This window comes from Arthrobacter sp. AQ5-05 (genome assembly GCF_003287975.1).
Taxonomy (GTDB): Bacteria; Actinomycetota; Actinomycetes; order Actinomycetales; family Micrococcaceae; genus Paeniglutamicibacter.
Genome location: NZ_QMKQ01000003.1, coordinates 1 through 22,966 on the forward strand (window position 1 = coordinate 1; position 22,966 = coordinate 22,966).

The window sequence follows — 22,966 nt, forward strand, 5'->3', positions numbered from 1 at the left end:
CGGTGGTGCGGCCGCGGACCATGTGCTGGTCGGAGCCGCAGATGTTGGTGCTCACGGTGCGCAGGATGGCCCCGTGCGGGACCTTGCGCCCCACGTTGGCGGGGTTGACCCCGGGTCCGTCCCTGAGTTCAAGGGTGGGATACGGGGTATCGATGACCTCGACGACCCCGGGTTTCACGTAGGCTACGGCCTTGTTTCCAGGCACGGGCACCACTACCTTCCGCAGTTCTGTTTCTTTCCGTCGGACGGGAACCGGGAAGCGAAAGCCTGTACGGGCGTTGCGGTGTGCGGGGAAAAGCAGATCCCCGGGCGCGATGACGGCACCAAGCCTTCGATGGCGGTGTTGCATGGTGCCGCGGTCTCCGGCCCCCATCCCCTATGGCCCCAGCGTACGACTTGGACGCGGACAAGGCCATGGGTGGGCCCCGCCGAACTGCACCGATGTGAAAGCGTCGGTGGTGCCGTGGCAGGATTGAAATATGACGATCACCGCAGCCGCAGACGGATCAGCCCTTGGAAACCCGGGACCGGCAGGATGGGCCTGGTACATCGACGACGACCGCTGGGCCGCCGGCGGCTGGGCCCACGGCACCAACAACATGGGCGAGCTCATGGCCGTGCTTGACCTTTTCCGCGCCACCGCGCACCTGCCCGAGGAGGAACTGCACATCCTGTGCGATTCCCAATACGTGATCAACTCGGTGACCAAGTGGATGCCGGGCTGGAAGAAAAAGGGCTGGAAGAAGTCCGACGGCAAGCCGGTGCTGAATCTGGAGTTGCTCAAGGACATCGACGCCGCCATCAAGGGCCGCAAGTACACCTTCGAATGGGTCAAGGGGCACGCCGGGCACGAGCTCAATGAGGCCGCAGACGACCGTGCCCGCGCCGCGGCCACCGCCTACCAGGCCGGCCAGGAACCAGATGCCGGACCGGGGCTCGATGGTGTTCAGGGTGCGGCCGAAGGCACCGCCAACCACGCGGTTCCGGCGCCCGACGGCCACGACTCGATGATCTTCGAGGACCTGGAAGCGCCGGTGCCGTCCGAACCGGTGCCGTCCGAACCGGTGCCGTCCGAACCTGTGCCTGCCGAACAGGTGCCGTCCGAACCGGCGGCCCGACTCGCCGCGGACGTGCAGATGGTCTTCGAACTGGAAACCGAGCTTCTCTCCCCGGCGGTGCGCGGGGACCTGACAGAGGTCATGGCCTTCCTGCACCCGGAATTCCAGGAGATCAGCCGTGACGGTTCGCTGACAGACCGCTCCACCATCATCGCCGCGTTCAACGCCGCCGAGCCGCTGCCCACGGGCGGTGCGTTACAGGTTCTGGCCGCCACGCCATGGGGAATGGACAAGGTGCAACTGGCCTACCGGCTGCTGGCCGGTGACCAAGCGGTGCTGTGCTCGTCGTTCTGGCAGCGGGTCGACGGACGCTGGCTGCTGCGCTACCGCCAGGAAACGCCGACCGCCTAAGCAGGTCGGCGGCCGTCGGGTGCGGGTGGGTCGGTAATGTGGGGGCCGTGACTATGCAGAGAAACCACACCAATGTCATTGACCAGCGCTTCGCCCAGGTGGCCGAGCTGATGGATTCCTTCGCCGCCAACGATTCGGACTACTCCGGGCAGCTGGCCATCTACCAGGACGGGAACCTGGTGCTGGACATGAGCGTCGGTGAGCACTGCACCCCTGACTCGATGACCGGGGTCTTCTCCTGCTCCAAGGGGGCCGGGGCCATCGTCATGGCACTACTGGTGCAGCAGGGCCTACTGGACCTGGATGCACCGGTGGCCGTGTACTGGCCCGAGTTCGCCGCCGCCGGCAAGGCATCGATCACCGTGGCGCAGTTGCTCAGCCACCAGGCGGGCCTGCCCGGGGTCGCCGGCGGGTTCACCCAGGAGGAACTGATTGATTCGCGGCTGGCCGCCGGCATCATCGGGGCGACCGCACCGCTGTGGATCCCGGGCAGCACGCACAGCTACCATGCGCTGACCATGGGCGTGTTCATGGAGGAACTCGCCCGCCGCTGCGCACAGGAAACCCTGCAGGAGATCTTCGAACGCCGCATCAGAGCCCCGCACGACATCGACTTCCACCTGGGCCTGCCCGAGGAACTTGAACCGCGCTTCCGCCCGGTGCTCAAGGGCGCCAACAGCGAGCCGGCTCCCTTCATCGACCCGTTCTCCCCGATGGGGCTGGCCATGAACTCGACCGGCGGGTTCGAGGGACCCAAGGGGCCCAGCTTCGAGATCATGGACGTGCCCAATGTGCGGGCCATCCGCGAGGCCGGCCTGGCCGCGATCGGCGGGGTGGCGAACGCACGCGGGCTGGCCAAGCTCTATGCGCTGGTCAGCACCGGTTTCGTCGACGAATCCGGGGACGAGCACGCGCCGCTGCTGACCGCGGAAACCATTGCGGCGGTCAGCCAGGACCGGGTGTTCGGGCTGGACCGGGCCGGTGGCTATCCCGGGGCCTTCGGGATCGGGTTCATGAAGGCCCATGCGAACAACGACTTCGGGTCCGCACGGGCCTTCGGCCACGACGGGGCCAACGCCTCGCTGGGCTACGCGGATCCGGCCTACGGATTGGCGCTGGGCTATGTCCCGGCACGGGCCGAGGCCAACGGGACCGGGTCGCGCGGCGGGCAGCTGAGCGTGCTGGCCCGCCAGGTGCTGCTGGCCGGCTAGATGACCCCGGAGTAGGAGTCGTTCAGGTGCTGGTCGCCGCGGATTTCCTCGAGCCAGGGGATCTGCGCGGGGTCGGTGCCCTGGTGGGTGGGCACGACGTCGCAGCGCACCTCGTAGGTGTCCGGGCCCACGGAAACCGGGCCGCTGCCGTCCGCCCCGGGGTCGTGCGCGTGCTCCGGCATGCTGAGGGGATCGGCACCGTGGCCAATGACGTTCCGGGCCCGCTGCCCGTTGGTGCGGTGGGTCTTGCGCCGGTTTGTGGTCTTCATGTTTTCCAGCGTGCGCGCGTTGGCTAGGTGCCCGCTGTGTGCCGGCACGGTGCAGCCGGTGAGTGATGTCAACGAGGCCGGGCCCCGGGTGGTGCGCAGCGTGTCACCTCGGTGCCGGAACAAGGGTGGTGGCGGCGATACGCTGGGGGCGTGGAATTTTCGAAACGATATCTGGCCCTGGGCGACTCGTTCACCGAGGGCATGGGCGATGTGGACGGGGACCGGCCGAACCAGGTGCGCGGCTGGGCCGACCGGGTTGCCGAGCAACTCTGTGCGGACCCGGAGTGGGGATATGCCAACCTGGCGATCCGCGGCAAGAAGGTCGGGCAGGTGATCGCCGAACAGCTGCCCGTGGCCTTGTCCATGCGCCCGACGCTGGTCAGCCTGTACATGGGCGGTAACGACATCCTGCGTCCCAGCGTCGACATCGACGCCATGATGTCCAGGTACGAGGAGACGGTTGGCCGGCTGGCCGCAACCGGCGCCTCGCTGCTGCTGTTCACCGGGTTTGATTCCAACGGCTCGGCGATCTTCGAAAAGACCCGCGGCCGCACCGCCATCTACAACGAGGCCGTACGGGAGATCGCCGAGCGACACGGGGCAGTGATCGCCGACTACTGGCGCTGGCGCGAATTCCAGGACTGGCGCTACTGGGCCCCCGACCGACTGCACATGGGCACCGCCGGACACACCCTGATGTCCAGGAAGGTGCTCGAGGTCCTGGAACAGGACAGCGACATCCAGATACCCGAGCTCCCGCCGCTGGTTGAGCAGTCGTGGGCCGCAAAGCTGCGAGCGGACGCGGTCTGGGCCAAGGAATTCCTGGCCCCGTGGGTCAAGCGCCGGCTGACCGGGACCTCGTCGGGGGACAGCCTGTCCGCCCGGTACCCGCGCTACGTCTCGCTTCAGGCACCGGCGGCCCGGTAGCCAAAGGTCGTACCGCTGGCCAGGAAATGTTCGAGGGTGCTTTGCTGGCGGGCATGGACGGGCAACAGGCACCGCCGGGACAACACGAGGATGAACCGCACAACCCGGGTGCGGCCGAAAGGCTGAACTGGCTGTGCGCCGGGGTACTCGGAGCCAACGACGGGATCGTCTCTGTCGCCGCCGTGGTCGTCGGCGTTGCCGGTGCCACAACGGCCCACGGGCCGATCCTGGCGGCCGGGGCCGTCGACCCGAACACCGGGTCCTCGCTGCGCGCCGTGCGCGTGCGCTACAGCAACCAGTGGGGCCCGCCGTATTCCGTGGACGTCGGCCCGCGCTTCGAGGCCAAGCCGAATTGCCTGCTCGACGACGCAGAAGACGACTAGCGGGGATCCGCGTCCCCGCGGGGAGGGCCAGACGGGCCCGAAGCCTGACAATTCCCGAGCGGGCACCCAAAAACCATCGCTGGCTTGGGCAGGGGGTGCCCGTGTTGTTTGGCTCACGCTTCGCCGGTAGGATGGGAGCCGTGCCTCGAAAGAGGCGCAGCCACTGACATGCGGCGGGAGAGTCCCGTTCAGCGAAAGTTGGTCGGGCGCCGTAGGAGCAATTCCTCCCCGGGAAACTCTCAGGCCCCCGTACCGCCGCGAAGAGGCAACTCTGGAAAGTAGCAACATCGCCGTTCGGCGGTGCGGCTCACCGAAGGTGCAAGCACGTGAATCCGGCCTGATGTCGGATACGTCGCGGAAACTCTCAGGTCACAGCAACAGGGTCGGGGAGGAACTTGCAGCTCGTTCGGCGTGCGCGCACGCCGATGACCCAATGGAGTTCCCCATGACCGTGACCCCGTCCGCTGAGTTCGTCGCCCGCCACATTGGCCCGCAGGGCAGCGACATCGACACCATGCTTTCGCAGCTTGGCTATTCCTCCATCGACGAACTCGTCGACACGGCCGTCCCGGCCGATATCCGCCAGTCCGAGCCATTGGATCTGCCCGCCCCCCGCACCGAAGCCGAAGTTCTGGCCGACCTGCGCGTGCTGGCGAACAAGAACGTGATGAAGACCCAGATGATCGGCCAGGGATTCTCCGACACCTACACTCCTCCGGTCATCCTGCGCAACGTGCTCGAAGATCCGGCCTGGTACACCGCGTACACGCCGTACCAGCCGGAAATCTCCCAGGGCCGCCTCGAGGCCCTCATCAACTTCCAGACCATGGTCATGGATCTGACCGCGATGCCGATCGCCAACGCCTCGATGCTTGACGAAGCCTCGGCCGTCGCCGAGTCCGTGCTGCTGATGCGCCGCGCCAACAAGGCCAAGGGCACCGCCAAGACCGTGCTGGATGCCAACCTCTTCCCGCAGTCCATCGCCGTGGTCCAGGGCCGCGCCGAGGCCCTGGGCTTCGAGGTCGAAATCGCCGACTTGTCCCAGGGCCTGCCCGACGGCGACATCTCCGGCATCGTGCTGCAGCAGCCGGGCAACAACGGAGCCGTGGTTGACCACGGCTCCGTCATTGCCGCCGCCAAGGAACGCGGCGCGATGGTCACCATTGCCGCCGACATCCTGGCCCTGACCATGATCACCGCACCGGGCGAGCAGGGTGCCGACATCGCCGTGGGCAACACCCAGCGCTTTGGCGTGCCGCTGTTCTTCGGTGGCCCGCACGCCGCCTACCTGGCCGTGCGCACCGGCCTGGAGCGTCAGCTGCCCGGCCGCCTGGTCGGCGTGTCCAAGGACGACGCCGGATACCCGGCCTACCGCCTGGCATTGCAGACCCGCGAGCAGCACATCCGCCGCGAAAAGGCCACCTCCAACATCTGCACCGCCCAGGCGCTGCTGGCCATCACGGCCTCGATGTACGCGGTCTACCACGGCCCGGCGGGCCTCAAGCGCATCGCCCAGCGCGCCCACAACCACGCCCGCACCATCGCCACCGTGCTCGCCGGCGCCGGGCTTCAGCTGGTAGCCGACTCGTTCTTCGACACCGTGCAGGTGAAGGTCGCCGACGCCGGCGCCATCATCGCCAAGGCCGAGGCCGCGGGCATCAACCTGCGTCGCGTGGATGCCACCACGGTGGGCATCTCCACCGACGAGGCCACCACCTCCGCACACGTGGCCGTTCTCGCGGGAGTCTTCGGCATCGAAGGCGATTCCTTCACGGCCGAGGGCTTCGAACTGCCCGTCGCAGTGCAGCGCACCAGCGACTACCTGACCCACCCGATCTTCAACACCATCAAGTCCGAGACCCAGATGCTGCGCTACCTGCGCAAGCTCTCGGACCGCGACCTGGCCCTGGACCGCACCATGATCCCGCTGGGCTCGTGCACCATGAAGCTGAACTCCACCGCCGAGATGGAATCCATTTCCTGGCCGGAATTCGCTTCCATCCACCCGTTCGCCCCGGCACACCAGACCGAGGGCTGGCGCGAACTGATCACCGACCTCGAGGGGCGCCTGACCGAGATCACCGGCTACGCCGGGGTTTCGATCCAGCCCAACGCCGGTTCGCAGGGTGAATACGCGGGCCTGCTGGCAATCCGCGGCTACCACCTGTCCAACGGCGACACTGCCCGCGAGGTCTGCCTGATCCCGGCCTCCGCACACGGCACCAACGCCGCTTCCGCGGTGCTCGCCGGAATGAAGGTCGTCGTGGTCAAGACAGCGGCCGACGGATCCATCGACGCCGCCGACCTGGATGCCAAGATCGAGGCCAACAAGGATGTCCTGGCCGCCATCATGATCACCTACCCCTCCACGCACGGTGTGTACGACGCCGACGTGCGCGAGGTCTGCGACAAGGTCCACGCGGCCGGTGGCCAGGTCTACATCGACGGCGCCAACATGAACGCCCTGGTGGGCCTGGCCCAGCCGGGCAAGTTCGGCGGAGACGTCTCGCACCTGAACCTGCACAAGACCTTCTGCATCCCGCACGGCGGCGGCGGACCGGGCGTTGGCCCGATCGGCGTTGCCGAGCACCTGATCCCGTTCCTGCCGGGCGACGCCTCGGGCAGCTACTCGATCCGCGACGGCATCCCCGTGGTCGCCACCATGTTCGGCTCCGCCGGCGTGCTGCCGATCTCCTGGGCCTACATCGCGATGATGGGCGGCGAAGGACTCACCGACGCCACCAAGACGGCCATCCTGTCGGCGAACTACATCGCCTCGCGCCTCAACGAGTACTTCCCGATCCTGTTCACCGGCAACAAGGGCCTGGTTGCGCACGAGTGCATCCTGGATCTGCGCGAGCTGACCAACAAGACCGGCGTCACCGCCGAGGACGTGGCCAAGCGCCTGATCGACTTCGGCTTCCACGCCCCGACCCTGTCCTTCCCGGTCGCCGGCACCCTGATGGTGGAGCCGACCGAGTCCGAGGACCTGGGCGAGATCGAGCGCTTCATCGAAGCCATGATCGCCATCCACGCCGAGATGCAGCAGGTGCTCGCCGGGGACTTCTCCATCGAGGAATCCCCGTTGCGCAACGCCCCGCACACCGTGGCAGCAGTGGTCAACACCGCCTGGGACCGCAAGTACACCGTCGAGCAGGCCGCCTTCCCGGTCCATGCCCTGCGCGTGGACAAGTACTTCCCGACCGTGGGACGCATCGACGGCGCGGGCGGAGACCGCAACCTGATCTGCTCCTGCCCGGCTCCCGAAGCCTTCGAAGACTAATCCAAGACCACTCGTTTCTTGCCTCACGAAAGGTAGCTTGATGAGCGACCCGAAGAAAACCTCCCTGCATGCCAAGCATGCGGAACTAGGCGCATCCTTCACCGACTTCGGTGGCTGGGACATGCCGCTGAAGTACGGTTCGGAACTGGCCGAACACAAGGCAGTGCGCGCCACCGCGGGCCTGTTCGACCTCTCCCACATGGGCGAGGTCTGGGTCGAGGGACCCGAGGCGGCGAAGTTCCTGAACTCCGCGCTGGCAGGCAACATGGCCGTGATGAAAGTGGGCCGCGCCAAGTACTCGGTCATCTGCAACGAAGCGGGCGGCATCATTGACGACCTGATCACCTACCGCCGCGGCGAGGAAAAATTCCTCGTGGTGCCCAATGCCGGCAACGCCCCGGTGGTTGCCGCGGCGCTGGCCGAACGCGCAGAGGGCTTCGACGTGGTTGTCACCGACGCCTCGGCGGACACCTCGCTGATCGCCGTGCAGGGCCCGGCCTCCGTGGCCATCCTGCACGAACTGGTCGACGAGGCAACCAAGGGCCTTGTCTCCGACATGAAGTACTACGCGGCGGACGACGCCACCGTGGCAGGCTTTGACGTGCTGTTGGCGCGCACCGGCTACACCGGCGAGGACGGCTTCGAGCTGTACCTGCCCAACGACCAGGCCCCGGCACTCTGGGATGCATTGATGAACGCGGGCGCCAACCACGGGCTGATCCCCGCGGGTCTGGCCTGCCGCGACTCGCTGCGCCTGGAAGCCGGCATGCCGCTGTACGGCAACGAGCTGTCCCTCGCCGGCAACCCGTTCGAGGCAAACCTCGGCCCCATCGTCTCCTTCAAGAAGGAAGAGGACTTCACGGGCCGCAAGGCGCTGGAGGCCATCAAGGCCGAGGGCGCCAAGAAGGTCCTGGTGGGCCTCAGGGGCCTGGGGCGTCGCGCCGGCCGCGGCGGCTACCCGGTTACGGTTGACGGCAGCCAGATCGGTGCTGTCACCTCCGGTCAGCCGTCCCCGACCCTGGGCTACCCGGTGGCCCTGGCCTACGTCGAACCTGCCTTCGCCGAGATCGGCACGAAGGTCGATGTCGACCTTCGCGGCAAGCCGGAGGCCTTTGAGGTCGTCGCGCTGCCGTTCTACACCCGAGCCAAGTAACGTTGTCGGTGGCGGGGGCGCACCGTGCCCCCGCCACCGACAAACAACCAGCATCACCACCAGTCATTCTTCGAGAGGAAACATCCACCATGAGCAAGGTTCTTGCCTCCCTCCGCTACTCCGCCGAGCACGAATGGGTCGATGGATCGACCCCGACCAAGGTCGGCATCACCCAGGTTGCCGCCGATGCACTGGGCGACGTCGTGTACGTCGACCTGCCAGAGGTCGGCGACGCCGTCACCGCCGGTGAGACCTGCGGCGAGGTCGAGTCGACCAAGTCGGTCTCCGACCTCTACGCACCGGTCACCGGCACCATCGTTGCCGTCAACCAGGACGCCATCGACAACCCGGCCATCCTGAACGAGGACCCCTACGGCGCCGGCTGGCTGTTCACCGTCGAGGTCACCGAGGAAGGCCCGCTGCTCTCGGCAGCGGACTACGCCTCCGCAAACGGCGGCGATGTAGCGTGACCGCAGTTTACGAATCCCTTGCCCCCGCGTCGCTGACGCAGGACATCGGAACGCTCGATCCGGAGATTGCGCAGCGCATCGACGCGGAGCTGGCCCGCCAGCAGCGCGGCCTGGAGATGATCGCCTCGGAGAACCACACGGCGCTGGCCGTGATGCAGGCGCAGGGCTCGGTGCTGACCAACAAGTACGCCGAGGGCTACCCGGGACGCCGCTACTACGGCGGCTGCGAGGAGGTCGACGTCGTCGAGACCCTGGCCATCGAGCGGGTCAAGGCGCTGTTCGGCGCGCAGTTCGCCAACGTGCAGCCGCACTCCGGCGCGCAGGCCAACGCCTCGGTGATGCACGCGCTGATCCGTCCGGGCGACACCATCATGGGGTTGAACCTGGCCCACGGCGGCCACCTGACCCACGGCATGAAGATCAACTTCTCCGGGCGCCTGTACAACATCGTCCCGTACGGTGTCGAGGAAGACACCCTGGTCATCGACATGGACAAGGTCGAGGCCCTGGCCCTGGAGCATAAGCCGAAGATGATCGTGGCCGGCTGGTCCGCCTACCCGCGGCAGCTGGACTTCGCCCGCTTCCGGGCGATCGCCGACAAGGTCGGTGCGTACCTGTTCGTGGACATGGCACACTTCGCCGGCCTGGTCGCCGCCGGGCTGCACCCCTCCCCGGTCCCGCACGCCCACGTGGTGTCCTCCACCACGCACAAGACCCTGGCCGGTCCGCGCGGCGGGATCATCCTGACCAATGATGCGGACATCGCCAAGAAGATCAACTCCGCGGTGTTCCCCGGACAGCAGGGCGGGCCGCTGGAGCACGTGATCGCCGGCAAGGCGGTCGCATTCAAGATCGCCGCCACCGCGGAGTTCGCCGAGCGCCAGGCACGCACCATCGCCGGGGCCAAGATCCTGGCCGAGCGCCTGGGCGCCCCGGACGTCGCGGCGGTCGGCATCAGCGTGCTCACCGGCGGCACCGACGTGCACCTGGTGCTGGTGGATTTGCGCAACTCGGAGCTGGACGGGCAGCAGGGCGAGGACCTGCTGGCCAAGGTGGAGATCACGGTGAACCGCAACGCGGTGCCGTTCGACCCGCGCCCGCCGATGGTCACCTCCGGGTTGCGCATCGGCACCCCGGCCCTGGCCACCCGCGGCTTCTCCGAGGCCGCCTTCGTGGAGGTCGCCGACATCATCGCGCAGACCCTCATCGCGGGCACCACGGAAAACAACCAGGACACGCTGTCGGCCCTGAAGGACCGCGTCACCGCCCTGGCCAACGCCCACCCGCTGTACCCGGAATTGGCAAAACTGGCCTAATCCCGGTTCGCCAACAACCTCGCTGCGAGCCCGGGATCCACAAGGTCCCGGGCTCGCGGTCTCTGCACCACCGACAGTGACGCGCCTCACCAACCCGCGTGTCGGCTCCCACCCCAGTAGCGTCTCTTGAAAGAAGTATTCTCGTGGCTATCAGCGTCTTTGATCTTTTCACCGTCGGCATCGGGCCCTCGTCCTCGCATACGGTGGGGCCCATGCGAGCGGCCCACGCCTTCGCCGCCAAGCTGGTGCGCGAGGAGCACCTCGCGAACACCGCCACCCTGCGTGTCGATGTCTACGGGTCGCTGGCCGCCACCGGCCGCGGACACGGAACATTCACAGCGATCATGCTCGGCCTCGAGGGCTACGAGCCCGAGGCCATCCTGCCCGAAGAAGTCGATGTGCGCCTGGAAGACATGGCCGCCACGGGCAAGCTGCAGCTGTGCAAGGCCGTGGGCGAGGGTGCAGGCAAGGAACTGGACTACAAGGTGGAGGACATGATCCAGCACCCGCTGACCATTCTGCCGCGGCACACCAACGGCATGAAGATGGCAGCCCTGGATGCGGACGGCAACGTCCTGGCCGAGGACACCTACTACTCGGTGGGCGGCGGCTTCATCGTGCGCGAGGGCGCCGAGGACAAGCTGGCGGAAAACTTCAAGGAAGCGGTCAACAAGCAGCCCTACCCGTTCACCACCGCCGCCAAGTTGCTCGAGCACTGCGCCACCACCGGGCTGTCAATCGCCGGGGTCATGGCAGCCAACGAGGAAGCGTACCGCTCCAAGGAAGAGATCAGGGAAGGGCTGCTGCACATCTGGCAGGTCATGGAGGACTGCAAGAACTCGGCCCTGGAGCGCGAGGGAGTACTTCCCGGTGGGCTGAAGGTCCGTCGTCGTGCCCCCGAATGGCACAAGCGCCTGGCCAAAGAGGACAAAGACCGCGATCCGGTGTTCTGGCAGGAATGGGTGAACCTTGTGGCGCTGGCCGTCAACGAGGAAAACGCCTCCGGTGGGCGCGTGGTCACCGCCCCGACCAACGGAGCCGCCGGAATCATCCCCGCGGTGATGTTCTACGCGACCCACTACGCACCCGGTGCCAAGTACTGGAACCAGGAGGAGCGCGAGGACGTCATCGTGCGCTTCATGCTCACCGCGGCCGCCATCGGGGTGCTCTACAAAGAACAGGCCTCGATCTCCGGTGCCGAGGTCGGCTGCCAGGGCGAGGTCGGCTCGGCCTCCTCGATGGCGGCCGGCGCGCTGGCCGAGATCCTGGGCGGCACCGTTGACCAGGTGGAAAATGCCGCGGAAATCGCCATGGAGCACAACCTGGGCCTGACCTGTGACCCGATCGGTGGACTCGTGCAGATCCCGTGCATCGAACGCAACGCGATCGCCGCCTCCAAGGCCATCAATGCGGCGAAGATGGCACTGATGGGCGATGGGCAGCACCACGTCACCCTCGACGAGGTCATCATCACCATGCGCGAAACCGGCAAGGACATGAGCTCGAAGTACAAGGAAACCGCGATGGGCGGCCTGGCCGTGAACGTCATCGAATGCTAGCGGCGTAGTTGGTTGCCCGTTGCGGCCCCGCGGGTGCCGTGGACCGGAATCCTCCGGGCCACGGCACCCGCGGGGCCGCCGTGCTTTCCCGGTGAGGGGGGGTGGGCTGATAGCGTTCGAACCATGCTTGAAATTCGACCCTTCACCCCCGCCGACGGCCCCGAAGCGCTTGCCGCGCGCACCGAACTGGACGCCGAGGACTTTGATTTCCTGCTCGGCTACTCCGCCCGGCGAGGCTTTGATTCCTACCTGGAACAATTGCGGGCGCACGAGGACGGAGTGGGCCTGCCTCCGGGCTGGGTCCGCTCGGCCCTGTGGGGCGCCTTCGTCGACGGGCAGCTGGTGGGCCGCACCTCCATCCGGTTCGAGCTCAACGAGAACCTGCGGGCCGTTGGGGGGAACATCGGCTACGCGGTGCGTCCCGCGCACCGGAGGCGCGGCTACGCCACCCAAATCCTGCGCCTGTCCCTGGCGCAACTGGCCCAGCGCAACATCGGCACGGCGCTGGTGACCTGCCGGGAGGACAACCTCGCCTCGGCCCGAACCATCGAGGCCAATGGGGGAGTGCTGGAAAACATCATCGAGGCCTCCGACGGGCCGACCAAGCGGTACTGGGTTCCCACCTCCGCGACGCCCCGGGGCTGAACCCGGGGCCGGGACCCGCATTGGCCGTTCGAAGCAGTGGTGGCCTAGGATGGGAAGGACGCCCCGATCCGGTGCGGCTTGCCCGGAAAACGGCGGCCGCCCAGGGATTTTCGGGCCCCGAGGACGGATGGAGGTGACCGCACGCATGGATGACGGACCTAGTCGATCTACCACGCCGCGCGAGCACCACCCGGGTGCTCGGGAACCCCTGACCCTCCAGCACTGATCCTCACCCCCCTCCGCCGGATGCCACGCACCGGTGCACCGGGGGCAATGGACCCCACGCACCCCTTGCGCGCACCGCGCCGGGGCTGCGGATCCCCGATGAACGGATCACGGCTGGAGGCCACCGCGGGCCGTCCCGAGGATTCCGGCGCTGCTGCGCGGTTGTGTTCTTGCGCAACACCCAGCCCACACCACCCATTCCTGGCACACGTCGCCGGCACGCGCCGGCGCGATGCATGCGTGTGTTTTCACCGGAGGGAACCGGATCATGATCAAGACGCCCACCAGCTCGTTTGATTTCAGCGCCGAACAACTGGCCAAGGCCCTGGCCGCCAACGACATTGCCGCGACCTCAAGGGTGTTCCACCCCCTGGGGACCGCCGAGGCGCTGGAACAGCTTGAACGCCTGAACACCTTTGACCGGGCGCTTGCCTACCGCACGCTGCCCAAGGACCGGGCCATGGAGGTCTTCGAGCGCCTTGACGCCTCGTTGCAAGCCGACCTGGTCGCGGGCCTGCAGGAAGCCGACGTTGCCGAGGTCTTTGCGGCGATGAGCCCCGATGACCGGGTGGCGCTGCTCGACGAGCTGCCGGCGTCGGTGGCGAACAGGTTGATCCTGGGACTGACCGAGAAGGAACGCGCGCTGACCAGCACCGTGCTGGGCTACCCGCAGGGCGCGGTCGGGCGCTACATGAGCCCGGAGTTCGTGATCACCCACCCGGAGATGAGTGCGGGGGAGACCCTGGGGCGGGTGCGTGCCCAGCTTGACGACGCCGAGTCGGTCTACACCATCCTCGTCACGGACGTGGGCCGGCACCTGGTGGGCGTGGTGTCGTTGCGCGATGTGCTGCGCGCCGAACCGACCGAACGCGTGCAGGACATCATGAAGAAGCCGATCAGCGTGGGGGCGACGCTCGACGCGGAGGAGGCTGCCCGATATTGCGCCGACGCCAAGGTCCTGGTGCTGCCGATCGTTGACGCCGAGGAACGCCTCGTGGGCATCCTGACGGTCGATGACGCGCTGCGGATCCTGGAGGACGCCGAATCCGAGGACGCGGCCCGTTCCGGTGGCTCCGAGCCGCTGCGCCGCCCCTACCTCGCGACCCCGGTGCGTGCCATCGTGCGGGCACGGGTGGTGTGGCTGCTGGTGCTGGCGCTCGGTGCGACGCTGACGGTCCAGGTCATCGGCGCGTTCGAGGCGACCCTCGAGGCGCAGGTGGTGCTCTCGCTGTTCATCCCGCTGTTGATCGGCACCGGCGGGAACACCGGCAACCAGGCGGCCACCACCATCACCCGCGCCCTGGCGCTGGGGGACGTGCGCCCGCGCGACGTGTTCAAGGTGTTTGTGCGCGAGGTGCGGGTCGGAGCCATGCTGGGGTTGCTGCTCGGATCCCTGGGCTTTGCGATCGCCGCGCTGGCCTTCACCGTGCCCATCGGGCTGGTCATCGGGCTCACGTTGCTGGGGGTGTGCACCATGGCCGCGAGCATCGGCGGGCTGATGCCGTTGCTGGGCAAGGCGGTGCGTGCTGATCCGGCGGTGTTCTCCAACCCGTTCATCTCCACCTTCGTGGATGCGGCCGGGCTGATCATCTACTTCCTCATCGCCACCAGCGTGCTGGGGCTCTAGGAAAAGCCCGGCAAACGGGCCCCGACGTGCCGGTTCATTCGGGCTCACGGACCGGGGCCGCGGGGCACGGATGAGATGATCGTACCGGCTGGACGCCCTTCCGGGCAGACCCTTTCGGCGGGACCTCCAGCGGTGCTACGGTGAGCAGACGGTTCGAATCGGCACGCGGGCTTCCCCGCGTGGGAAGGAGCTCCCCCATGGCATCACGCGCAGGTTCCACAGGAATCGACGCCTCGCTCTATCGTCGAGAGGGCCAATGGTGTACCGCCCTCGTAGATGTTTCGCTTGGAACAACCGCGGCCCAGGAAGCGGTCGATGCACTTCCCGAGGTCGTGGGCAAGCTGCTCGCTTCGCAGCAGGCCTCGGAGGCAGACATCGCCGCGCTGGCCGAAGCACTGGTGCCGGCGCAGGGCCATGCATCCCCGGTGGCCCGCTTCGTCGCGGTGAACAACGGCGAGGTCGTGGTCGATGAGCTCATCGACGGACTGAAGGTCGAGGCCGCGGACGTCGACTGCGGCCCGTTCCCCAACCTGGTCGCCCTGGCCCGGGCCCGCGGCGGGCAATTCCCCTACCTGGTGGCCGAGGCGAGCAAGGACGGCGGCGAGGTGCGGCTCTACCATTCCTCGGTCCAAGGTGTCGGAGAGAGCCGTGGCGTGACCGGGGACCCCGAGGAGGCACACCATGCCCGGAAGGTTCCGGGACGCTATGACGAACCCAAGAACCGCTCCAACACCGAGGAGATCTGGCGGCGCAACGCCGACGAGCTGGCCAAGCAGATCGACGAGCTGGCCCGCGAGAACTACGTGAAGCTGATCGTGCTGGCCGGGGACATCAAGGCCCGCGAGCTGGTGGCCAGCAAGCTCGGTTCGGCGAACAAGCCGATCACCAGCATCCTCGAGCAGCACACGCGCACCGGAGGCGCGGACCAGGCAGCCTTCGCCGCCGCCGTGCAGGGACAGGTCGACGAGGTCCTGGGCCGGGACGTGGAGGAACTGTCCAAGCGCGTGGCCAACCGCACCGGAAACGACCGGCCGGACTTGGCCCTGGGCTTCGAGGAGGTCGTGGCCGCGTTGCAGCAGGCGCAGGCCGACACGGTGCTGGTGGGCCAGTACCAGGACGACGAGACGCTCATGGCCCTGGATGCCGACCCGTGGCTGTGTGGCGAGGACTCGGAGGAACATTCCGAATCGGTCATCGGGTCCTGGCCGGCCCCCGAGGTGCTCCTGCGCGCCACCGCGTTGACCGATGCCACCATCCGCTATGTGCCCGAGGGCGTGCTGCCCGAGGGAGTGGGCATTGCCGCGCTGCTGCGGTGGCCCAACACCGCCGAACCGACGACCTGACAGCTGGGCGGCACGGACAAGAAATTGGGCCCGGTGGCGGGCGAACCGATCGGTTCGCCCGCCACCGGGCCTCTTTTTGCCGGGGGGTTCCCGCTACTTGGCCAGGGCCTCAAAGGCACGGATGTTGGAATCCATCCAGGACACGTAGTCGGTGTTCGGCGGCAAGGTCTCGGTGAAGTCGATGACCTCGACGTTGGCCGCGTCGGCCAGTGCGCGGATGCGTTCGGTCTGCGGGCTTTCGGTCTGGGTGTTGTAGGCCAGCACGTCGATGGCGCCGTTGTCGAACAACGCGCCCATTTCGTTGAATGCCTGCGGGGAGACCTCGCCGCCGCCCTCGATGGATTCGCTCAGGCCCTCGGGGGTCGCGTCTTCCATTCCCAGGTCCTCGAGCAGATGGAAGGGCACCGGTTCGGTCATCGCGAAATGCTTCCCGTCCAGGGACCCCTGCAGGTTCGCGACCTTGGTTTCCAGGTCCTTCAGGTCGGTCGTCAGCGATGCGGAATTGTCGGTGAAGGTCGTGGCGGCCTCGGGCTTCAGCACGGACAGGCGCTTGGCGATCTCGTCGGTGAGCAGGCGCATCGATTCGAGGTCGTACCAGACATGCTCGTTGTAGGCGGCATGGTCGTGGCCTTCGTGCTCCTCGGCGGCTGTCTCTTCGGCGGCGTGGTCGTGGCCTTCGTGCTCGTCGGTGGCTGCTTCGTGCTCGGCGTGTCCTTCCTCCTTGGCGATTGGCGAGGTGTCAACGGCGTTGATGACCGTGGAGTCGGAAAGCTTGAGGTCCTTGGCCAGCACGTCCATGAAGGCGTCGTATCCGCCGCCGTTGGCAACCACCAGCTGGGCCTTGGACATCGCGAGCTTGTCACGCGAGGTGGCCTCGTAGGAGTGGGGGTCCTGGGACGGGGAGTCGATGAGCGAGGTGGCCTGGACCGCGTCGCCGCCGATCCTTTCGACGAGGTCGGCGTACACGGTGGTGCTGGTGACAACCTGGAGCTTCTCGCTGCCGGGGGCCGGCTCGTCGCCGGAGGCGTTTCCGCCGCAGGCGGCAAGCGCGAGGGTTCCGGCAAGGGCCAGGGGAAACAGGGTGCGGGTGCGGAGATTCATGGGGCGGCAAGGTCCTTGTGTCAGGTGAAGGGATGATGCGTTCGGATTCCCAGCCTAACTTAAACAAGAACGATTCGCATTAAGCGTCGGGGTGCCGGCCCGCATCCACCGGGACTCCGGCCGGCCGGGGCGAATCCGGGGCAGCTGCCGACGGCTGCTGCACCAGGGCCCGCCGTCCGGTTGGCCGGGAGACGGCTTCGGCGGGCCCGGCGCCCGAACCCGTCGCCTTGACCACGGCCACTGCAATGGCGGTGGTGACCGGGATGGCCAGGACCAGGCCGATCGAGCCCACCAGGATCCGGATGACCTCCTCGGCCATCTGCCCGGTGGTGAGGGTGTCGACCAGGGGCCTGTCGTACAGGCTGACCAGCACCAGGATGGGCAGGGCCGCGCCCGCATAGGCGAAGGCGATGGTGTAGACGGTCGAGGCGATGTGGTCCCGGCCGATGCGCATCCCCGAAGCAAAAAGTTGCCCGGCGGTGGAGTGCGGGGCGATCTCCGCCAGCTCCCACACCGCGGAAGACTGGGTGATGGTCACGTCGTTGAGCACGCCCATGCCGGCGATGAGCAGGCCGCACAGCAGCAACCCGGACAGGCTCAGCTGCGGCACCACGGTGCTCAGCGTCAGCGCCGCGTCGTCGGTGGCCCCGGTCAGCGCCGCCGCATCGGTGGCCCAGACGGCAATCGCCGCGGTGACACCCAGCCCGAAAAGTGTCCCGAGCAGGGCCGTGGAGGTCCTGGCCGAGAAACCGTGGGCAAAATACAGGGCGGCAAACATGACGACGGTGGAGGTGGTCAGTCCGACCAGCATCGGGGACCTGCCTTCCAGCAGCGCCGGAATCATGAAGCCGACGATGAAGGCCAGCCCGCCAACGAGCCCGGCCAGCGCACGCAGCCCGCGCCATCGCGCGACCAGGCAGACGACCACCGCGTAGATGATTCCCAGCAGGGCCAGCGGGGTCGAGCGCACGAAGTCAACAAAGACGTAGGGAGCCGAGGAATCGGTGGTGTGCGACAGGTCGAGGTACTTGATCTTGTCCCCTGCCACCAGGGGCCGGGACTGGGTCGTCTCCGGGGGCACCTCCAGCACGAAGGACGCGCCACCGGCTTCGGGCGAAACGTAGGAAACATCGCACAGCAGTTCCTTGCCGCCGACCTCGTCCAGGCCCTGGGTGGAGGGGCAAGTTTCGCTCACGGTCCGGGTGACGGTCCCGATGGAGAGCTCCACGCCGTTCGCGGTGTCAAAGACATCGTTGAGGGGCGTTTTGGTGATGCCGCCGGCCGGCCAGAGCAGGATGGTTGCCACGAAGGCCAGCACCCCGACCGGGGCGAGCAGGATCCACAGGATGAGGTTGGCGCGGCGGCGCCTGGTCGGGTCGACGAGTACGTCGGCGTGGTGGTGTCCACCCATGAAAGTTCAGCTCCAGATCGGTTGGAAGGCCTTGTGTCCCCAAATATTGCCCAAGGGAACAGTGTAGCGATTCGTCAAGAACAACTGGCGCGTGTGCCCGCCGGCGGTGTCCGGGAAACCGGCCCCGGAACGGGACGTCGGATGGCGGCCGGGCCGCGGCATGCCCTGGTGCCGCTGGCTGGAATCGATCCCATGTCGAGAACCCGCGTGCGCGACGCCTGCTCCCGGCGCGCCGATGAAGACATCAGGCCGTGGGCCTTATGGATCATGTCCATCGGGATGACCGCGAATTGATGCTCGAGCTGGCGAAGCTTGCCGACGGGTTGATCCTCGATGCCGGACGCGGTCCCGGCCAATGGACCAATTACCTGCAGGAACACGGTGCCGAGGTCGTGGGCGTGGATCTTGCCCCGGCCTTCGTCGAGCGTTCCCGGCAACGGTTCCCCCGGGTGCCCATCACGGAGGGAAACCTCGAGGACCTCCGGCTGCCGGACGGATCGGTCGCCGGGATCCTGTCCTGGTACTCGATCATCCATGCCGATCCCGCGGACGTGGGCAAGATCCTGCGCGCTCGAGGATGCCGGCTTCGGTGTGAGTGGGATCCACGCCCGGACCGACCCGGGCCGGCGGCCCCATGGCGCGATTCCCGCCCGGAGGAACCTCGGCGACAACCAGCTTGGGCCGGGATCAGGGGCTCGGCCTTCCACCACATCACCCGGCCTCGTGCAGCGGTGCCCGGGATCCGTCCCGGTGCTCCGCGGTGTCCACGGGAACCGCGACGACCTGGACGTCGTCTTCCTGCGTGATCGTCCCCGGGCTGGTTGAACGCAGCTCGATCCACCCGATGCCGTACTTGTCCAGCAGCCGAAGGTACCCCTGGGTCATCTCCAGCAGGTGCGTTGCCGAGGCCTTGAACCATGAACGGGCGCCGGGCGGCGCATAGCAGTCCGGCGAGGCAAGGGTCGGATCCGGGTACAGCGCGTTGGCCGCGGCGTTTGAGGTGCGGTGCCGGGCCGCGTCGGCCGGGTCGAGCCTTCCGGTGGCGGCCAGCCCGTTCGCCAGCGCAAACACACCAGGAAACCGGCCATGCCGGTTCGGGGCGGTGCCCTGGTACCTGATGAATTCCATGCCCCGACACTACGGCAACCGCCCGCCGGCGTGCCGGGACCTACCGCTGCTTGAAGACGGTGTCCTGCCAGGCCTTGTGCACGTCGGTGTCGTGGGAGATCAGCACGTGCTTGACGTTGGTGTATTCCTCGAAGGAGTAGGAACCCATGTCCTTGCCGAAGCCCGAGGCCTTGTACCCGCCGTGCGGCATTTCCGAGACGATCGGGATGTGCTCGTTGATCCACACGCAGCCGGCCTGGATCTGGGCGGCGGCGCGCATGGCCAGGTTCACGTTGCTGGTCCAGGCCGAGGCGGCCAGCCCGTAGGGGGTGTCGTTGGCCAAGGCGATGCCCTGCTCGGCGGTCTCGAAGGGAAGGACTACCAGCACGGGGCCGAAGATCTCGTCCTGGACGATCTCGGAATCCTGCGCGGCACCGGTGATGAGCGTCGGGCGGTAGAACGCCCCGGGCAGCTCCGGGGCCAGCCCGCCGGCCAGCACGCTGGCACCGGATTGCCTGGCCCGCTCGACCATGGAGGCGACCTTGTCGCGGTGGGCGAAGGAGATCAGCGAGCCCATGTCGGTGTCCGGTTCGGTGGGATCGCCCACGACCATCGAGTCCATGAGTTCGGCCACCCGCGCGGTGAACTTCTCGAACAGCGAGGAATGCACATAGGCGCGGGTCGCGGCGGTGCAGTCCTGTCCGGAGTTGATGGTGGAACCGGCCACCGCGCCGTGGGCTGCGGCCTCGACGTCGGCGTCGGCAAAGACGACCAGCGGCGCCTTGCCGCCAAGTTCCAGGTGCACGCGCTTGCCGGTCTCCGCGGCCATTTCCATGACCCGCCGGCCCACGGCCGTGGAACCGGTGAAGGAACTCATGGCCACCTGCGGGTGGCGGACCAGGGCCTCGCCGACCTCGCGTCCGGAGCCCGTGACGATGTTGATGACCCCGTCGGGGATGCCGGCGGCGGTGGCTGCCTCGGCGAAGATGAGCGAGGTCGCCGGGGTCAGCTCGCTGGGCTTGAGCACGATGGTGTTGCCCGCCGCGATCGCCGGGAGGATCTTCCACGCTGCCATCTGCAGCGGGTAGTTCCACGGGGCGATGGAGCCGATCACGCCGATGGCCTCGCGGCGGATCATCGAGGTGGAGTTCCCGGCGTAGTCCCCGGCCGCCGCCCCCTGCAGGTTCCGTGCGGCCCCGGCAAAGAAGTTCACGTTGTCGAGGGTGCCGGGCACGTCGAACTCGGTGGACATCCGCATGGACTTGCCTGTCTGGGCGGTTTCCAGGGCGGCGAGTTGCCCGGCGCGGGAAGCCAGCTCGGTGGCGAATGCCAGCAGGAAGCCGGAACGGGCACCGGGGGTCAGCCTCGACCAGGAGGTGAAGGCGGCTGCGGCCGCTGCCACCGCGTCCTCGACATCCCGGGTGCCTGCATAGTCGATGACCGAATCGACCGCCCCGGTGGCGGGGTTGATGCGCTCGGCGGTGGGGCCGGAACCAACACGGTAGGAGCCGTTGATGTACTGGTTGCCCTGGCTGGTGGTGCTCATGGATTGCTCCCGGTGGTGTCCGTGGGGGTGAAGTAGATCTTGCGAAGCGGCGTGGTGACGGTCCAGGTGGTCTGCATTCCTGCACTCAGGCGCATGATGGTTCCGGGCACCAGGTCGGCGGTGCGGGCGGGGTGGCCCTCGAAGGGGGCAATGACCACGGTGCCGTGCCCGGCGGTGACGACGAAGATTTCCTCGTCCTCCACGTCGTACATGGATCCGGCGGCCATCTCCCAGATCCCGAATTCGGCCCCGGCCAAGGTGCCGAGTTCCACCACCGCGGTGGTGGTGGTTTCGTCGGCCGCCTGCCCGGGCGCCACCGGTTCGTGGTCCATGGGCACGCGGTTCACGCGCAATGCATGGCCGCCCAACAGGTGCGGGAAGTCGGGGATGCTCACGAGTCGAACCCCATTCCGAGGCCGTCCATGACCTTGAGGAACGGGCCGCGCTTGCCCTCGTTCCGGTCGGCCTTGACCAGCCCGTTGGTCATCAACTTGACGCCCATCCAGGCCACCGGTTCCGGGGGGAAGGGCAGCGGCTTCTTCTTCACCATTTCCAGTTCGGTCAGTTCGGTCTTGGAGCCCGAGAGCAGATCGAGCATGACCCGTGCCCCGAAGCGCGTGGCGCCCACGCCCAGACCGGTGTACCCGGCGCAATAGGCGACCCGTCCGTTGTGCGAGGTGTCGAAGAAGGCGAAGAAGCGGCTGCAGGTGTCGATGGCACCGCCCCAGGCGTGGGAGAACTTGATGCCCTCCAGCTGCGGGAAGGTGCCCACGAAGTGCGCGGCGAGCTTCCGGAAGGTCTCGTGGTGGGTGTCGTATTGGTGCTTGACGACCCGCCCGTAGTGGTAGACGGCGTCGTAGCCGCCAAAGAGGATGCGCCAGCCGCCGTTCGCATCCACCGTGGGGCGGGAGTAATGGAAGCGGTTGTTCATGTCGGCCAGGCCCATGCCGTCTTTCCAGCCGATGGCCGCACGCTGTTCGGCGGTCAGCGGCTCGGTCATCAAGGCGTAGTCGTACACCGGGATGGTGTGCATCCGGTGGCGCTTGAGCAGCGAGGGGAACACATTGGTGGCCAGGGCGACCCTGGCGGCGGTGATGTGCCCCGCTCCGGTGCGCACCCTGATCGAGTCGGGGGCGGAAGAAAGCTCCTCGCCCTTGGTGTGCTCGAAGATCTTCACGCCCAGCTCCAGGGCGACCCGGCGCAGGCCCCAGGCAAGCTTGGCCGGGTGCACCAGCACGGTGGTGTGCTTTTCCCAGTTTCCGCCCTCGAAGATCGGCGAGTTGATGTGGCTCCTCACCTCGTCGGCATCCATGAAGGGCACCTCGGGGTTGGCCGCTGCTTCCTCCTTGAGCCAGGACACCTGGTATTTTTCGGTGGCGACGTTCAGCACGCCGGTTGGAGCCAGGTCGCAGTCGATGTTGTACTTCCGGATGGTTTCCACGATGCCGGCGAGGTTTTCGGCACCGAGCTCGGTGAGCCGCTTGTTTTCCTTGGGCAGGTGCTTTTCGCCGTTGGATTCCCCGTGCACCAGCGATGCCTCGCAGAACCCTCCGTTGCGCCCGGAGGCGGCCCAGCCGATGGTCTCGGATTCGATCAGGGTGACATCGCGGGACGGGTCCGATTCCTTGGCCAGCAGCGCGGTCCACAGCCCGGAGTAGCCGCCGCCGACGACCAGCAGGTCGGTGGACATGCTGCCTTCCAACGCCGGAAGCGGGGCCGGGCGGTCGGGGTGCTGCAGCCAGTAGGGGGAGTAGTCGGTGCCGGACAGGGCCGCGTCGATGGTGGACCCGGGAATGGCCGCCTCGATGCGGTCAAAGGATACGGGGATGCCGTTGGAGGTGGCAGGAATGCTGCTCATGGAGGTTCCTTGCATGAATGAAGTGAACGTGGGTTCGTGCAGAAAATGCGTGCGGGGGAGACC

The 22,966-nt window shown here is 67.4% G+C and carries 20 protein-coding genes, 2 pseudogenes and 1 riboswitch; of the genes and pseudogenes, 13 read left to right on the forward strand and 9 right to left on the reverse strand.

The genetic code is table 11. The features are described from left to right. Positions 1 to 205: pseudogene (locus DQ353_RS04430) on the reverse strand (formaldehyde dehydrogenase, glutathione-independent); the annotation flags it as partial. 274 nt (positions 206 to 479) lie between these two features. Between DQ353_RS04430 and DQ353_RS04435 the strand changes: the two are divergent. Both DQ353_RS04435 and DQ353_RS04440 read left to right on the forward strand, forming a co-directional pair. Beyond that, positions 480 to 1,469 carry a ribonuclease HI family protein gene (locus DQ353_RS04435; RefSeq protein ID WP_113761595.1) on the forward strand — a complete coding sequence of 330 codons (990 nt, stop codon included), beginning with the start codon at positions 480 to 482 and terminating at the stop codon, positions 1,467 to 1,469. Positions 1,470 to 1,522: 53 nt separating this feature from the next. Then, entirely contained in the window at positions 1,523 to 2,680 is a 1,158-nt protein-coding gene (locus DQ353_RS04440; RefSeq protein WP_113761596.1) for a serine hydrolase domain-containing protein, read from the forward strand. On the opposite strand, the gene DQ353_RS04445 is transcribed toward DQ353_RS04440, so the two are convergent. Continuing rightward, entirely contained in the window at positions 2,677 to 2,949 is a 273-nt protein-coding gene (locus tag DQ353_RS04445; protein WP_113761597.1) for a hypothetical protein, read from the reverse strand. The genes DQ353_RS04440 and DQ353_RS04445 overlap by 4 nt on opposite strands. A 150-nt stretch (positions 2,950 to 3,099) precedes the next feature. Between DQ353_RS04445 and DQ353_RS04450 the strand changes: the two genes are divergently transcribed. The 10 genes and pseudogenes from DQ353_RS04450 to DQ353_RS04495 all read left to right on the forward strand — a co-directional run bounded on the left by DQ353_RS04450 (position 3,100) and on the right by DQ353_RS04495 (position 15,880). Beyond that, positions 3,100 to 3,876 (forward strand): SGNH/GDSL hydrolase family protein, encoded by a 777-nt coding sequence (locus DQ353_RS04450; protein ID WP_113761598.1) that lies wholly within the window; start codon positions 3,100 to 3,102, stop codon positions 3,874 to 3,876. 26 nt (positions 3,877 to 3,902) lie between these two features. Continuing rightward, a pseudogene (locus tag DQ353_RS04455) lies at positions 3,903 to 4,115 on the forward strand (VIT1/CCC1 transporter family protein); the annotation flags it as partial. A 308-nt stretch (positions 4,116 to 4,423) separates the two neighbouring features. Then, positions 4,424 to 4,524: riboswitch (glycine riboswitch) on the forward strand. Positions 4,525 to 4,704: 180 nt separating this feature from the next. Then, positions 4,705 to 7,542 (forward strand): aminomethyl-transferring glycine dehydrogenase, encoded by a 2,838-nt coding sequence (gene gcvP / locus DQ353_RS04460; protein WP_113761599.1) that lies wholly within the window; start codon positions 4,705 to 4,707, stop codon positions 7,540 to 7,542. A 40-nt stretch (positions 7,543 to 7,582) separates the two neighbouring features. Further along, positions 7,583 to 8,695: a glycine cleavage system aminomethyltransferase GcvT gene (gene gcvT, locus DQ353_RS04465; protein WP_113761600.1), complete on the forward strand. Its 1,113-nt coding sequence runs from the start codon at positions 7,583 to 7,585 to the stop codon at positions 8,693 to 8,695. Between the two features lie 89 nt (positions 8,696 to 8,784). Continuing rightward, entirely contained in the window at positions 8,785 to 9,165 is a 381-nt protein-coding gene (gcvH, locus tag DQ353_RS04470; RefSeq protein WP_113761601.1) for a glycine cleavage system protein GcvH, read from the forward strand. After that, positions 9,162 to 10,481, forward strand: a complete 1,320-nt coding sequence (gene glyA / locus DQ353_RS04475) for a serine hydroxymethyltransferase (RefSeq protein ID WP_113761602.1) — start codon at positions 9,162 to 9,164, stop codon at positions 10,479 to 10,481. Before gcvH ends, glyA begins: the two co-directional genes overlap by 4 nt. 143 nt (positions 10,482 to 10,624) lie before the next feature. Further along, positions 10,625 to 12,040 carry an L-serine ammonia-lyase gene (locus DQ353_RS04480; protein ID WP_113761603.1) on the forward strand — a complete coding sequence of 472 codons (1,416 nt, stop codon included), beginning with the start codon at positions 10,625 to 10,627 and terminating at the stop codon, positions 12,038 to 12,040. 123 nt (positions 12,041 to 12,163) lie between these two features. Continuing rightward, a complete protein-coding gene (locus DQ353_RS04485; RefSeq protein ID WP_113761604.1) occupies positions 12,164 to 12,685 on the forward strand; it encodes a GNAT family N-acetyltransferase in 522 nt (173 codons plus the stop codon). Between the two features lie 493 nt (positions 12,686 to 13,178). Beyond that, on the forward strand, positions 13,179 to 14,537 hold the full coding sequence (mgtE, locus tag DQ353_RS04490; protein WP_113761605.1) for a magnesium transporter: 1,359 nt from the start codon (positions 13,179 to 13,181) through the stop codon (positions 14,535 to 14,537). Positions 14,538 to 14,734: 197 nt separating this feature from the next. Continuing rightward, on the forward strand, positions 14,735 to 15,880 hold the full coding sequence (locus DQ353_RS04495) for a baeRF2 domain-containing protein (protein WP_113761606.1): 1,146 nt from the start codon (positions 14,735 to 14,737) through the stop codon (positions 15,878 to 15,880). 93 nt (positions 15,881 to 15,973) lie between these two features. Here DQ353_RS04495 and DQ353_RS04500 read toward each other — a convergent pair whose 3' ends face one another. The 3 genes from DQ353_RS04500 to DQ353_RS22145 all read right to left on the reverse strand — a co-directional run bounded on the left by DQ353_RS04500 (position 15,974) and on the right by DQ353_RS22145 (position 18,829). Next, complete coding sequence (locus DQ353_RS04500) at positions 15,974 to 16,981, reverse strand: metal ABC transporter solute-binding protein, Zn/Mn family (protein ID WP_113761607.1); 1,008 nt, start codon at positions 16,979 to 16,981, stop codon at positions 15,974 to 15,976. A 79-nt stretch (positions 16,982 to 17,060) separates the two neighbouring features. Beyond that, complete coding sequence (locus tag DQ353_RS04505) at positions 17,061 to 18,392, reverse strand: YibE/F family protein (RefSeq protein WP_113761608.1); 1,332 nt, start codon at positions 18,390 to 18,392, stop codon at positions 17,061 to 17,063. A 74-nt stretch (positions 18,393 to 18,466) separates the two neighbouring features. After that, a complete protein-coding gene (locus DQ353_RS22145; RefSeq protein WP_286166603.1) occupies positions 18,467 to 18,829 on the reverse strand; it encodes a hypothetical protein in 363 nt (120 codons plus the stop codon). On the opposite strand from DQ353_RS22145, the gene DQ353_RS22525 reads away from it, so the two are divergent. Then, a complete protein-coding gene (locus DQ353_RS22525) occupies positions 18,716 to 19,198 on the forward strand; it encodes a class I SAM-dependent methyltransferase (RefSeq protein WP_353616662.1) in 483 nt (160 codons plus the stop codon). The two genes, DQ353_RS22145 and DQ353_RS22525, sit on opposite strands and share 114 nt — an antisense overlap. Here the strand turns inward: DQ353_RS22525 and DQ353_RS04515 are convergent. Genes DQ353_RS04515 through DQ353_RS04530 form a run of 4 tightly spaced genes read right to left on the reverse strand, consistent with a single transcriptional unit; the run spans position 19,104 to position 22,903 of the window. After that, complete coding sequence (locus tag DQ353_RS04515; RefSeq protein ID WP_113761610.1) at positions 19,104 to 19,520, reverse strand: hypothetical protein; 417 nt, start codon at positions 19,518 to 19,520, stop codon at positions 19,104 to 19,106. The two genes, DQ353_RS22525 and DQ353_RS04515, sit on opposite strands and share 95 nt — an antisense overlap. 40 nt (positions 19,521 to 19,560) lie before the next feature. Continuing rightward, a complete protein-coding gene (locus DQ353_RS04520; RefSeq protein ID WP_113761611.1) occupies positions 19,561 to 21,045 on the reverse strand; it encodes a gamma-aminobutyraldehyde dehydrogenase in 1,485 nt (494 codons plus the stop codon). Continuing rightward, positions 21,042 to 21,440, reverse strand: coding sequence for a cupin domain-containing protein (locus DQ353_RS04525; protein ID WP_220093969.1), 399 nt, complete (start codon positions 21,438 to 21,440; stop codon positions 21,042 to 21,044). The genes DQ353_RS04520 and DQ353_RS04525 overlap by 4 nt, the downstream gene beginning before the upstream one ends. Beyond that, positions 21,437 to 22,903 carry an NAD(P)/FAD-dependent oxidoreductase gene (locus DQ353_RS04530; protein WP_113761612.1) on the reverse strand — a complete coding sequence of 489 codons (1,467 nt, stop codon included), beginning with the start codon at positions 22,901 to 22,903 and terminating at the stop codon, positions 21,437 to 21,439. The genes DQ353_RS04525 and DQ353_RS04530 overlap by 4 nt, the downstream gene beginning before the upstream one ends. Positions 22,904 to 22,966: the final 63 nt, after the last annotated feature.